Annotated in this window: 9 protein-coding genes and 1 riboswitch; all 9 genes read right to left on the bottom strand. The window is 64.9% G+C overall.

The genetic code is table 11. The annotated features are described in order from the left end of the window. Position 1: 1 nt before the first annotated feature. The 9 genes from CTATCC11996_RS20535 to CTATCC11996_RS20495 all read right to left on the bottom strand — a co-directional run bounded on the left by CTATCC11996_RS20535 (position 2) and on the right by CTATCC11996_RS20495 (position 13247). Positions 2-631, bottom strand: a complete 630-nt coding sequence (locus tag CTATCC11996_RS20535) for a precorrin-8X methylmutase (protein WP_003079941.1) — start codon at positions 629-631, stop codon at positions 2-4. Beyond that, complete coding sequence (locus CTATCC11996_RS20530; RefSeq protein ID WP_003079939.1) at positions 615-1955, bottom strand: nitrite reductase; 1341 nt, start codon at positions 1953-1955, stop codon at positions 615-617. Before CTATCC11996_RS20530 ends, CTATCC11996_RS20535 begins: the two co-directional genes overlap by 17 nt. 129 nt (positions 1956-2084) lie before the next feature. Further along, positions 2085-2324, bottom strand: a riboswitch (cobalamin riboswitch). 170 nt (positions 2325-2494) lie between these two features. Then, entirely contained in the window at positions 2495-3082 is a 588-nt protein-coding gene (locus CTATCC11996_RS20525) for a vWA domain-containing protein (RefSeq protein WP_003079936.1), read from the bottom strand. Between the two features lie 77 nt (positions 3083-3159). Then, positions 3160-4362, bottom strand: a complete 1203-nt coding sequence (locus CTATCC11996_RS20520; protein WP_003079934.1) for a magnesium chelatase ATPase subunit I — start codon at positions 4360-4362, stop codon at positions 3160-3162. After that, the gene (gene cobN, locus CTATCC11996_RS20515; protein ID WP_003079932.1) at positions 4359-8183 is read right to left on the bottom strand and encodes a cobaltochelatase subunit CobN; all 3825 of its coding nucleotides are present in this window, start codon (positions 8181-8183) and stop codon (positions 4359-4361) included. The genes CTATCC11996_RS20520 and cobN overlap by 4 nt, the downstream gene beginning before the upstream one ends. A 62-nt stretch (positions 8184-8245) precedes the next feature. Next, positions 8246-9301, bottom strand: coding sequence for a cobalamin biosynthesis protein CobW (gene cobW, locus CTATCC11996_RS20510; RefSeq protein ID WP_003079930.1), 1056 nt, complete (start codon positions 9299-9301; stop codon positions 8246-8248). A 33-nt stretch (positions 9302-9334) separates the two neighbouring features. Further along, complete coding sequence (locus CTATCC11996_RS20505) at positions 9335-10156, bottom strand: (2Fe-2S) ferredoxin domain-containing protein (protein ID WP_003079928.1); 822 nt, start codon at positions 10154-10156, stop codon at positions 9335-9337. Continuing rightward, positions 10153-11187, bottom strand: coding sequence for an ABC transporter substrate-binding protein (locus CTATCC11996_RS20500; RefSeq protein WP_236597850.1), 1035 nt, complete (start codon positions 11185-11187; stop codon positions 10153-10155). Before CTATCC11996_RS20500 ends, CTATCC11996_RS20505 begins: the two co-directional genes overlap by 4 nt. A gap of 35 nt (positions 11188-11222) precedes the next feature. Next, positions 11223-13247 carry a TonB-dependent receptor gene (locus tag CTATCC11996_RS20495; protein ID WP_236597849.1) on the bottom strand — a complete coding sequence of 675 codons (2025 nt, stop codon included), beginning with the start codon at positions 13245-13247 and terminating at the stop codon, positions 11223-11225. Positions 13248-13405: the final 158 nt, after the last annotated feature.

Here is a 13405-nt window from a genome sequence, read left to right as displayed (position 1 = left end):
CCTACTCCACCGTGGTTGCCAGCGCGTTGATGGCGGCAACCGTGATGGCGGAGCCGCCGAGGCGCCCTTGCACGATGGCAAACGGAATCTGTCCCCATTCGCGCAGCGCGTCCTTGGACTCAGCAGCTCCCACAAATCCGACCGGGCAGCCGACGATGGCAGCCGGGCGCGGGCAGTCCGGGTCCTGCAGCATATGGAGCAGATGAAACAGGGCCGTTGGCGCATTGCCGATGGCGACCACGGCGCCGTCCAGATGCTCGCGCCACAGCTCCAGTGCTGCGGCGCTGCGGGTGTTGCCCATGTCGGCGGCCAGCGCTGGCACACGCGGGTCCTGCAGGGTGCAGATGATGGGGTTCTGGGCCGACAGGCGCTTGCGCGTGATGCCCTCGCTGACCATGCGTGCATCGCAGAGCACGGGTGCTCCGCGCTGCAGCGCGGCTTCCGCCACTTCGGCAAAGGTCGGGGAGAAATGGATATGCGCGGCCAGCTCCACCATGCCGGCTGCGTGAATCATGCGGCAGGCGACCCTCTCTTCCACGGGGTTGAAGCGCTTGAGATCGGCCTCGCGGCGGATGATGCTGAACGATTGCCGGTAAATCTCTTCACCGCACTTTTCATAGTTGTAGGTCATTGAGTTGTTGCTGTATCTCGTGAGGATCGGAGTTCAGAGGCCGATAGGGAATGGATACCCGGGCCGACGGTTGTGCTTCGGCGGGGCTGGCGTGCAGCCATATCTGGCCCGCTGTGTCCCGGCTGGCAAACACCACATTTGTCGCATCGGCAGGCAGGGCACAGAGCTTGGCGCAGCCGCTGATATGAAGATGGCGGTCTGCCGCCTGTGAGCTGGCGAACCGCAAGGCCATGGACTGGGCCGGGATATGGGCCTGAGGGCAGTGGGGGGCGCCGGTGCAGGCCGAGACCCGCAGGCGCACATCCGCAGACTGGCTGATCCAGTCCCTGGCATCGAGCCGGGCAGGCAGTGAATCCAGATGCTTGTTCGGAAGCAGCAAGGATTTCCAGGGCGTGACCCGGATCTCCGCCTGTTCGGGCATCGGAGCCGCCAGCTTCTGTATGGCCCATGCGTCCAGGCGCCCCAGGGGGGCGCCCAGCAGCAGGCCGTGAGGGTTGAGTGCTCCGGGCCGCAACGGCTTGGCAGTGGTCTTGTCCTGAGTGCGGGGCTCCAGGTGATGACTGGCCCTGGCGAGTCCGCAGGCCTGAAGGTCGATGGGCTTTGCAAGGGCGCGCAATCGGCCTGCCGCCTGCGCGCTGCGCTCACGGGCAAACCACAGTGCAATCCGTATGGCGGCCTGGACGGTTGCCGGTGCGCTCTCGAAACCGTACCAGTCTGCCGACTGACCCAGTGCAAGCCCATAGCGTCCATCGGCGCAGGCCCATAGCTGAAGATCGGAGCTCAGGCTTTGGAGATGGTGCTGCGGATCGTCGACCAGCATGTCGAATTTGCCGGGCAGGGCCGGAATGTCCTGCTGTTGCAGGGCCAGGGGAGACAGATCACGCGCCGCCGCCACAGTAAGTGCCAGAGCCAGTGCATGGGTGCGATCTCCTCTGGCGTAGAACGGCGTGCAGTGCACGGCAGGCGCCAGATCTGCCTGTTCATTGGCAGGGGCCAGCCTGGAGACAACGAGCGCTGCGCGCAAGGCAGGCAGGGCCGATTCGTGCACGCCGCGCAATTGAAGATTGCCAAGGCGGGTCAGCTCGATCTGGCCCGAGGCATGGGTTCGTGCGAGCTCGGCCAGTACCAGCCACTGAGCGGCGGTTAGAGACGCGCAGCGAGGGCGCACGCGCACGATCCAGCCGTCCTGTGCCTGCATGGGCTTCCAGGTGCTGGGGCACCAGCCGCGAATCTGAACGGTCTCAGGGCTGGACAAGCGCTGCTCCAGGCGACGAGGCCAGGGCACGGCCGGCCCGCTGGGACAAATCTGACTGGAAAATTCCATGCAACATAGGTCATCCACGGTCGGTTTGGCCGATACCCGGGCCAGACAAACAAAATGTGCAGAGGGAAATGAAGAGGTGATGAGCCGCACGCAGGCGCTGGCATATCACAAGCCACATGCAATCCCGCTGCGCCTTGTACACATCAGGCCGGTCTCCGGACTTACAGAGCCCACCTGAGGGTGGCATGTCGATGCGCCTTCCCGCTTTCGCAGTGGCGGCCATGGCCGTGGGCCAGAGCGTGCATCGCCATATCTCTGATTACCGTTGCGGGTGCAGTGCAGGATTGATGGAGACTCCATTGACCTGCTTCTCGTTTCACCTCCGCGTGCAAAAGCACGCCATGAGGCACCTGTGGTGGCGCGATCTTACGCGATAACCTGGTCCACACGGCCGAACTCATCGGCCTGGCAGCCGCTTTCCTGCCGCCTGTGCGGTGACAGGGTATCGATAGGGCGGGCAGGGGGGCGTTATACCCTGTCAGGTGACTATCAAAATAGATAGCTATTAACGCTTTTCTGTTAAGCGATAGAGGTGGTTTTTAGTTGAATTTCAGCGGCAGTCGCAGAGTATCCGGCCAGGCCTTTGCCAGCCGCTCGGCGCCGCCAAACAGACGCCTGCTCTGGCCTGCAGCAGTTTCACAGTCCACCAGAATCTGCGCCAGGGCAGGTATGGGGCCGCGTTCCAGCTGCAGCACATCGGGGCTGCGGAAGTCGCTGATCAGCCACAGGCAGGACGGTTGCCGGGAGTATCTGGCCGCCATCTGCCAGCCTGACTCCAGGGCCTGGGCCAGCGGCGTGCCGCCACCGCCGCGCAGCGGCTCGATCAGGTCGGCATTCCAGCGTGGCGCCCGCGTGGGCTCCAGCAGCCAATGGAGCCGGCCTGCGCCGAAGCACAGCAGGGCCACGGATTCGCGCTGCTGATAAGCCCGGCGCAACCACTGCAGCAGCAGGCCCTTGGCCCGGGCGAACGCGCCGCTCTCCACCATGGAGGCCGAGCAGTCCAGCAGGAACAGGTGTTGCCTGCGCACCTCTCCTTCGGGCTGGTGCCAGCGCAGATGGGCGGGTGCCAGCGGCAGCCCCTGGCGCTGGTGCAGGGTGGCAGTCCAGTCAATCGATGCCCCTGGCATCTTGTGGACGCTGGATACGGCATGGCTGGCCAGAGTCAGACCTTGGTCGGCAGAGCCGACTTGCCCCCGGCCGGCGCTCAGCGCAGCAGACCGGAGGCCCGGGCTTTTTTTGCGGCCAGGGCCTCCAGGGCTGCCTGTGCCATGGCGTCGGCCTGTTGCGGTTCGAAGACGACGCTGCTCACGGCTTGAGCCTGACCCCAGCCGGCAGGCGGCTGTTCGAGGCCCGGGCCGGCGTCTGGAGGCAAGGAGCTGGTAGCGCCGGGCTCGCGGGAGGCCGTTGAAGGGGATGCTGATGCCTGGATATCAGGCTCTGTGAGGTCTTTGCTGTCCTTGCCGGATTGCGCTGCGGGCGCGGCTGGAGGTGTGCTGGCCGGTGCCTGTCGGGGTTGACTGGCGCTGCCGGGGTCTGGCTGGGCAGCGCGATGCTGCAGTACCAGTGGTGCGACTTCGGACACATGGGCTGGCGTGATGCTGTGACTGCCTTGCCAGGCTGCCAGGGCGCGTGCAGCGCGCAGCATGACCAGGTCGGCACGCAGTCCGTCCACCTGGGCGGCAATGCACTGCAGGGCCACGGCCTCGTGGACGGCATCGCTCCAGGCCAGTTCCGAGGCATTGCGGCAACGGCTGCGGGCCTGCGCCAGTCTTTGGCGGATCTCCTGCTGGCGGGCCGCATGGGATTGCACAAAGCCCTGGGGGTCCAGGTCAAAGCGCAGCCTGGCCTTGACGATGCTGCTGCGCAGCTGCGGGTCCTGGGCATTGTCCAATTGCACACAAAGGCCCAGGCGGTCCAGCAACTGAGGGCGCAGCATGCCTTCCTCGGGGTTCATGGTGCCGACCAGTACAAAGCGTGCAGCATGGCTGTGCGAGATCCCGTCGCGCTCTATGCGATTGATGCCGGAGGCTGCCACATCAAGCAGCACATCGACGATGGCATCGGGCAGCAGATTGATCTCATCGACATAGAGAACCCCTTCGTGCGCCTTGGCGATCAGGCCCGGCGCAAAAGCCAATTCATGGCCCGCCAGAGCTTTGGACAGGTCCAGGCTGCCGGTCACATGCTCGATGGAGGCACCTAGCGGCAGGGTGACGAAAGGTGCAGGTGCCAGCAGATCCGCCAGCGCACGTGCTGCCGTGGACTTTGCCGTGCCGCGCGGGCCCCGGATCAGCACGCCTCCCAGCTGTGGCTCGATTGCGGCCAGCAGCAGGGCCTGTACCAGGGCGGGCTGTCCCTGTATGGCAGAGATAGGGAATACGGGTGCCGGATCGTGGTTCGGGCTCATTGGGAAACCTGTCCTTCCATGAATTCTTCGTGCTCCAGCATCTGGGCCAGCAGGCTCTGGCGATGCTCGCCGGGCTGCTCCCACATGCCGCGGTCTATGGCTTCCAGCAGGCGCGAGACGATATCGCCCAGCGCCTGTGGATTGTGCTGGCGCAGAAACTGTCGCACGCTCTCATCTTCCACATAGGCCTGGGTGACCAGGGCGTAATGCTGGTCCGAGACCAGCGCGGTGGTGGCATCGAAGCCGAACAGATAGTCCACCGTGGCCGCCATCTCGAAGCCGCCCTTGTAGCCGTGGCGCATGGCGCCCGCAATCCATTTGGGATTGGTGACGCGGGCGCGCACCACGCGGCCGATCTCCTCGGCCAGGGATCGAATCCTGGCAGACTGAGGATTGCCGTGGTCGCCATGATAGACGGCAGGGTCGCTGCCGCCCAGGTGCCGGACGGCCGCCACCATGCCGCCCTGATGCTGGTAGTACTCGCTGGAATCCAGCAGGTCATGCTCGCGGCTGTCCTGATTCTGCAGCACCACGTCCAACGCCTGCAGACGCCGCTCCAGCGCGGCGCGGGCCGGCACGCCATCGGCCTGCTGGCCGTAGGCATAGGCCCCCCAGTGCAGGTAGTGGCGTGCAAAGTCACCTGCGTCGGTCCACTGGCCGCTACGCAGCATCTCGTGCATGCTGGCACCATAGCTGCCTGTGGGCGCTCCGAAGACGCGCCACAGGGCCTGTTCGCGGGCCGCGTCGGCGCTCAGGCCATGGTCCATTGCGGTTTGCGTGTCACGCAGCATGCGGGCGCGGATAGGGTTGTCCTCGGCGTCCTCATCGAGCTCGGCCACGGCACGCACCGCAGCATCGAACATCTGCACCACGTTGGGAAAGGCATCGCGGAAAAAGCCGCTGATGCGCAGCGTCACGTCAACGCGCGGGCGACGCAGCCCGACGGCCGGAATGACTTCAAAGTCGGTCACGCGCTGGCTGCCGGCCGCCCATTTGGGGCGAACCCCGATCAGGGCGAAGGCCTGGGCGATATCGTCACCGCCGGTACGCATGGTGGCTGTTCCCCAGACGGAAAGACCGATGGCCTGTGGATATTCGCCATGCTCCTGCAGATAACGCTCCAGCAGGCGCTGCGCGGACTGCTGCCCCAGCGCCCAGGCGGTCTGGGTGGGGATGGCACGGATGTCCACAGTGTAGAAATTGCGACCCGTGGGCAAGGTGTCACAGCGCCCGCGCGAGGGCGAGCCGCTGGGGCCCGGCGGAACAAAGCATCCTTGCAGTGCGCGCGAGAACTGCAGCAGCTCCTGGGGGCCGCAGGCGTCCAGTGAAGGTGCAATCTGCTGCTCTATGCGCGTCAGCACTTGTAGTGTGTGCGGCCAGTCGCGGGCCAGCTCGGGCCGGGCAATGACCTGCAGGGCCAGCAGCTCGAGCCGCTCGCGCGTGTCGCCGCCATGGCGCCAGGCACCGGCATCCTGCTGCTGCAGCGCGGCCGGGCGCAGGCCGTTCCAGGGCGCGGCGGCATCCATGTCCAGCGGGTTCCAGTCCATGGCCGGCAGCAGGTCGGCGACCAGTGCGTTGAGCAGGCCCTGCTCGTTGCCACCACCGCCCGGATAGCGCGCCAGAGACAGCAGGGTGGATTCGCGCAGCTGGCCCTGGGGCGAGCTGCCGAAGATATGCAGGCCATCGCGGATCTGGGTTTCCTTGAGTTCGCACAGATAGGCATCGATGCGTTCCAGCAGCTGCTCGTCGGCATCGGGCTGCGCGCTCGCCGTTTCGAGGCCAAGTTCGCGCAGCAGATCCTGCTGCCTGGCGCAGTCCAGAATCTGCTTGCGCAGCATGCCGGAGCGGCGCAGATCGACCAGCAGGGCTTCGTAGTATTCGTCCACCAGACGTTCCAGCTCCTGCATGGGGCCGTGGTTTTCGGCGCGCATGAGCGGCGGCATCAGATGGTCGATGATGACGGCCTGGCTGCGGCGCTTGGCCTGAGCCCCTTCGCCCGGGTCGTTGACGATGAAGGGATAGACATGCGGCAGCGGGCCGAGGATGGCATCGGGCCAGCATTGCTGCGAAAGCGCCAGGCTCTTGCCCGGCAGCCATTCCAGATTGCCGTGCTTGCCCACATGGACCATGGCGTCCACGCCGAACACATCGCGCAGCCAGAAGTAGAACGCCAGATAGTGATGGGGCGGCACCAGCTCGGCGTCGTGGTAACTCGCGTAGTCATTGCGTCCATCGAGAGAACGTGCGGGCTGTATGCCGACAAAGACATGACCCAGCTGCAGGCCCGCAATCATGAACCAGCCATCGCGCAGCATGGGGTCCTGTTCGGGCGCACCCCAGCGCTCGGCTATGGCCTGGGCCATATCGCCGGGCAGCTTTGCCAGGCGCTGTTGATAGGCCTGAAGCGAATAGCCCTGGCTTGCAGGGCGCAGTGGCCATTTTTTGGGGTCATTGGCAATGCCTTGCTGCAGCAGGCCCATCAGAGCCAGACCGGAGTCGGGCCGCGCAGCAGCATCGCCCAGTTGCCAGCCGTCACTTGCCAGCTGATCCAACAGCGCGATCACGGATTCCGGCGTATCGAGGCCCACGCCGCTGCCCATGCGTGCCTCGCTGCCCGGGTAGTTGGCCAGTATCAGCGCGGCTTTCTTCTGCGCCGCTGGCTTGCTGCGCAGCTGACACCAACGCCAGGCCAGCTCGGCAATCCAGGCGACGCGGTCGGGCTCGGCCTGGTAGCTGATCACATCGGTCTGCGTCAGCTCGCAGCGATGGGCCAGGCCCTTGAAGCTCATGGCGCGCGTCATGATGCGGCCGTCCATCTCGGGCAGCACCACCTGCATGGCAATGTCGCGCGGGCGCAGGCCCTGGCTGTCAGCCAGCCAGTCTTCGCGGTTGCTTCCGCTGGCAATCACTTGCAGCACCGGAATGTCGCCGGCCAGCGCATCGGCCGCTTCGCCTGTGCGCGCATGTTCTCCGAGGGCAGCAAACGCCGTGGTGTTGAGAATGATCTGCACCTGGTGCGCAATGCACAGGGAGCGCAGCGTCTGCAGGCACAGCCCGTCCTTGAGCGACTCCAGGGCCAGCGGCAGCGGGTTCAGGCCGCGTGCGAGCAGGGCGTCGGCCATGGCATCAAAGGCCTCGGTATTGGCCGCCAGCAGATGCGAGCGGTAGAACACCAGCATCGCCACGGGGGCTCCGGGCTGCCAGCGCGCCTGCAGATCGTCCAGGCCCGGAAGATGCCCGGCATCGTCTGCCAGCCAGCTTTGTGGCACATGAACGGCCACGGGGGGCAGCACCCGCACGGGCGCGCCCTCGCAGCCCTGGTTCAGGCCCCAGGCTGCCGCCATGCGCAGGAACTCGCGGGCATTGCCAAGGCCGCCGGCGCGCAGATATTGCCACAGCGCACGGCTTTGCTCGGGCTCAAGCGTGCCCTTGGCCAGCAGTTCGGGATCCTCCTGGTTGTCGCCAGAGAACATGGCCAGCTTCTGGCCCTTGCGGCGCGCCAGCTTTTGCAGCTGCTCGATGCCGTAGGGCCAGGTGGACTCGGCTCCCAGATGGTCGACGATGACCAGCCTGGCATGCTGCAGCACCTCGTCGATATACAGATCGAGCGAGGCGCTCTGGCGCAGATGCAGCAGATTGGCGAGCCGCAGCGTGGGGGCATCGGTTTCGGCTTGCTGCCACATCCGGTAGGCATCGGCCAGCAGCGACAGCGTGGTGTCGGCAGAGCTGAGCACCACCATGTCGGCAGGCGTCTGGTCCAGACGGGTGATGATGCTGTCGTCTTCGACAAAGCCGCCGGGGCGGGAGCTGAGCAGGTGCATGATTCAAAAAGATAGCTTTATTCGCTTGCCAGTAAAGCGACTGAGGCTGATTTTGCTTGGATTTATGCCTGTGCGCCCAGCAAGGCCTGGCGCAGCGCGGCGGCGTCCAGCTGCTTGCCGATGAACACCAGGCGCGTGGCTGCAGCTTCGCCCTCAGCCCAGGCACGGTCGAAATAGGCATCGAAGCGGCGGCCCACGCCTTGCACCAGCAGACGCATCTTTTTGCCCGGCAGCGCGGCAAAGCCCTTGACGCGCAGCACGCCATGCTGCTCCACGATGGACTGCAGGGCCAGCATCAGGCGCTCACGGTCCACGGCACCCAGGTCCAGGTGCAGGGAGTCGAAGGCATCGTGGTCATGGTCTTCGTCATGGTCATGGTGGCTGTGCTTGTCGTTGATCGACAGCTCGGCGGCGCGATGCTGGCCCAGCAGCACGTTCAGGGGCACCTGGCCCTGCACTGCTTCGATCATCTTCACGCTGGCAGGCACCTCTTCGGCCACCAGGGCACGTACCTGGCCGAGTTGTTCGGCCGTGACCAGATCAGCCTTGGACAGCACCACCAGATCGGCGGCCGAGAGTTGGTCTTCGAACAGCTCATGCAGGCTGGCGTCATGGTCGAGATTGGGATCGGCCTGGCGCTGCTCGTCGACAGCATGCGGGTCATGGGCAAACTGGCCGGCGGCCGCAGCGGGCGTGTCGACCACGGTGACCACGGAATCGACCGTGAAGACATTGGCAATATCAGGCCACTGAAAGGCCTGGACCAGGGGCTTGGGCAAGGCCAGGCCGCTGGTTTCGATCAGCAGCACATCGATATCTGCACGGCGCTCGGCCAGGGCCTTCATGACGGGGAAAAACTCTTCCTGCACGGTGCAGCACATGCAGCCGTTGGCCAGCTCGTAGATCTGGCCCGACTGCGTATCCGCGCCACCTTCTTCCTGGCAGCCTATGGCACAGGTCTTGAGGATTTCGCCGTCAATGCCCAGTTCGCCGAACTCGTTGACGATGACGGCCACGCGCAGACCCTTGGCCTGCTCGAGGATATGGCGCATCAGCGTGGTCTTGCCGCTGCCGAGAAAGCCGGTGACGATGGTGGCGGGGATCTTGGTGGTTTGCATGGATCTATCTCCGGTGGAGGAAAGCAATAGAAATTAGGAGCGTTCGAGGACAGCCGGTCCGTGGACATGGCATTGTGGGTTGACGCGCGCATCAAGCACATGGCCTGTGAGCGTGGACGCCAGATTGTCGGCATCCATGGGGCCGTACCAGACGCCGTCGGGGTAGACGATCATCAACGGGCCATGGTTGCAGGGGTACTGGCAGCCGGTCTGCAGCGGCTGCAGCCGGTTTTTCAGCCCCGGGGTTTCACGTATCGTTCGCGTCAGTGTGGGCCATAGCTGAAGCGCTCCCTTGGCCGCGCAGCGCGGGCCCACGCACCACAGCACATGCTGGCGGTGCTCTGGCACCAGCGACCAGCCCTTGGGGTCATGCTCCCATGGATCGTCGCCCAGCACCTCGGGCACATCGGGCTGGCGCAGTGCATCTTCCACGGACCGAGCCAGCAACTCGGTCAGTCCGGGTAGCTGCAGCAGCGGTTGACCTAATACCAGACGCGGAGGGGGCTGTGAGGAATCACGTGCTGCACGCCAGCGCATGATGAGCTTGTGCAGCCAGCGGCGCAGCGAGGCTTCGTCAGGCATCATCACGGGTAGGATCAGAATGCTGCGGGCTTTGGCACACAGGTCCAGCGCCTCGCCCAGCGTGGGCTGGGCGCGGTCCACATAGGCCGTGGTCACCTGCTGCACAGGCTGGCCTGAGGCCCTCATGGCGGCCTCCAGCCGCCCGGCCAGATCACTGAGCTCCGTCAGGCCTGCGGTATAGGCGCCGCCCCGGCTGAGCAGGATGATGGCCAGCGAAGGCGCTGCGGCCTGCTTGAGATCGGCCGGTTGGGAGGTGGGGAGATGCTTGTTCACGGGAGCTCTCCTGCAGAAAACTCCACGCGTTGGACGGCGATCTTGCGCTCGGGGTGCAAGGCGGCTGCCAGGCGCTGTGCGGCTTCGATATTTCGCGGGCCGGGTGTGGCTTCGGCATAGCTCATCACGAAGAACCGGCGATTGCGAATGGCGGAAACCGCCTCAAGTTCCTTTTTTTGCAGTAGGAAGTCGATCTTGCCCTGAGCATCGGGCTGGCCGTAGTCAATGATCACGATCCACTCGGGGTCGCGCTCGATCACGTCTTCCCAGTTGCCGCGCTGCCAGTTCTGGCTCAGGTCTGCAAAGATGTTGCTGGCACCGGCTTCGTCCAGCATGGCTTGCGGCATGCCGAAGTGACCGACGGTGACGGGAATCTCCTGGCCGCTGTCGTATACAAAGACGCGCGGCAGCGTGCGATTGCCCTGCATCTGCTGGCGCAACTGGGCCTGGGAGGCCCGCAGTTTGTCTATGCGTGGCAGGGTCTGCGGGAGGACGCCAAAGATGCGGCTGATGTTCTCCATGTCCAGCAATGCATCGTCCAGTGCGATGCGCTCGCGCTTTTGCACGCGGATGCAGGATTCGGACAGCACATAGGAGGCGATCCCGTGGCTGGCCAGGCGCTCCGGGGTCACGCCACCTTGGCGAAAGCCATAGCTCCAGCCGCCAAAGACAAAGTCGGCTTCGGCGCCCAGCAATACCTCCAGGTTCATGCCCTGGGATGAAAGATCGGGCAGACGCTGCAGCCAGGGCTTGAGCTGGGGGCTGATCTCCTTGCTGGAAGGGATGCCCGAGTAGCCGACCAGGCGCCGGCCCAGACCGAGATAGAGAAAGCTCTCGGTGATGTTGACGTCATGGGTGACGGCGCGTTGAGGAACCTTGTCGTAGCGCACGGTCTGCCCGCACACCGGCAACTCCAGCGCTGGCTGATGCTGGCGCATCGGCACCGCAACCGCCTGCGGCTCGGGTGCTTTGCCGCAACCGGCCAGCAGCAGCGATGCCACCAGCAGCGCCGAGGCGCGGGGTCGATTCAAGCCAAGAGCTTGCATGGCAGCAGGCCTGGGCAGCATCAGAAACGCATCAGCGCGGACAGTTCCACGCTGCGCCCGCGTCCCAGCAGCCACTGGTTGCCGCTATAGGCATAGGTGGCGTAGAGACGGTTGGTCAGGTTGCGGCCCACCAGGCGCAGCGTGGTGCGTGGGTTCATATCCCAGCTCAGCACGGCGTCGGTCACCACATAGGAAGGCATGCGAACGGTGTTGGCGTTGTCACCAAAACGGTCGCCCACATAGCGCATGCCCAGCGATGCCTGCCAGGGGCCGGTGCGGTAGTGGCCCCAGAGGTTGGCAGTCATGCGCGGCACGTTGCTGGGACGGTTGCCTGCACGGTCCACGCCCTTGCTGCCTTCGAGCAAACGGTCGAACTTTGCATCCACATAGGCAATATTGCCTTCGAAGCGCAGCGCCTTGCTGGCATGGATGAGGCCGGTCAGTTCAATCCCCTTGGACGACTGCTTGCCGCCCTGGACCGACAGTGCCGGACGATCGGGGTCGCGGGTGATGATGTCGTCCTTGACGATGCGATAGGCCGCCACAGTCCATTCGCCACGCCCATCGGCCAGTTGCTGCTTGTAGCCGACTTCGACCTGGCGGCCCTGGCTGAGGCTGAAGCCTGATTGCGACTGGGCAATCGACAGCAGGCTGGTGACGGGGTCATGGCCGGTGCTGGTCTGCACATAGGCGCTGCTGAGTGCATCGAACTTGTGGGTCAGGCCCAGGCGCCAGGAGGTGCCGTTCAGCGGCTTGTCAAAGCCCGAGCCATCCTGAATATTGTTGCGTGAGAAGGCATACCAGTCGCGGCGCATGCCGGCCATCAGCAGCCATTGCTCGCTGATCTTCCAGGCATCTTCGAGATACAGCGCATTCTGGCGGATGCTGGAGTTCATGCGCGGCAGATAGGCATCGGGGCTGTCCCAATATCCGTGCTGCGGGCTGAAGGCCGAGACCGTGGACTGGCCGGTGTAGGGCGAGTTGCTGGTACTGGTGAACTGGGCGTTGGAGATGTCCCAGCCCATGGCGATCTGGTGGTTGGCGGCCTTGAGGTCCAGCCCCATGCGATTGCCCGTCTGCTGCACATCGTGGCCGATTTCCAGATAGTCGGATCGCTCCACCTGGCCGGTGGCAGGCTGGTAGTCGTAGGCCTCGATATTCTTCCAGTGGCGATCGGACTTGAAGTGATAGAGCTCGTTGCGCACCGTCAGCGCGTCGCTGGCACGCCACTGGGCCTTGGCACGGAAGCGCTGGTCCTTGAACTGGTCGATGGCATCGAGCACGTTGTAGTTCTTGTTGCGCAGCTCCTTGACGATCTGCCCGCCGACCACGGGCGAGCCGAAATAGCGCTCGGGCTTTTGCTGGCTGATGTCGGCGCTCAGGTCCACGGTCAGATCGCTGCGTGGTGTCCAGCGCAGTGCGCTCATCAGCTTGCCGCTGCTGGCCTTGCCCAGCTCGCGCTCGCCGTCGGTGCGGTCACCATAGGCATCGAGCCGGTAGCTCAGGGTCTCGCCCAGTGCGCCACTGGCGCCGATGCCGGCGTAGGCCCTGCCGTGGCTGCCTGCTCCCAGCAGCACTTCGGTGGAGCGTTCGCGGCTGGGCTGCTTGCGGATGGCGTTCATGGTGGCACCTGTGGTGCCGCTGCCATACATCAGCGATGCGGGGCCGCGCAGCACCTCGATGCGCTCATAGCCCCAGCTGTCGCCCGGATAGTTGACGGTGCCCGAGGCCACGCCCAGCATGATGCCGTCCTCGGCAATGCCGATGGAGTTCACGCCATTGAAGCCGCGGCTTGAAAAAGAGAGCCCCCCATTGCCGGGGGCACCCGATGTGCTCAGGCCCACGGTGCGGGTGACGGCGTCGGCCACGCTGTAATCAGCGCGCTCTTCGATCTGTAGTGAAGACACGCCGCTGACGCTGGCCGGGAGGTCCAGCACGGGTACGTTCACATGGGAGGCAGTGGTTGACGGCTGGCTGGTCTGCAACTCATGCGAGGGCAGACGGTTTTCCCGCACCGTGACTTCGGGCAGGGACTGCTGGGCCATGCCGACGGCGGGGCAGAGCAGAAGCAGCTTGATTGCGGTGCTGCCTAAATGGCGCAGCTGAGGCTTGGAGTTGAGGGCGGAATGAAGAGCAGCAGAGGTTTGTGGATGAGAGCACATATCACGAGGCCGAAACTGCCTGAAGGGATAGCTGTGCCGCA

The sequence above is a fragment of the Comamonas testosteroni ATCC 11996 genome, from assembly GCF_000241525.1.
GTDB lineage: Bacteria > Pseudomonadota > Gammaproteobacteria > Burkholderiales > Burkholderiaceae_C > Comamonas > Comamonas testosteroni.
This window is presented reverse-complemented; position numbering and strand designations above follow the sequence as displayed.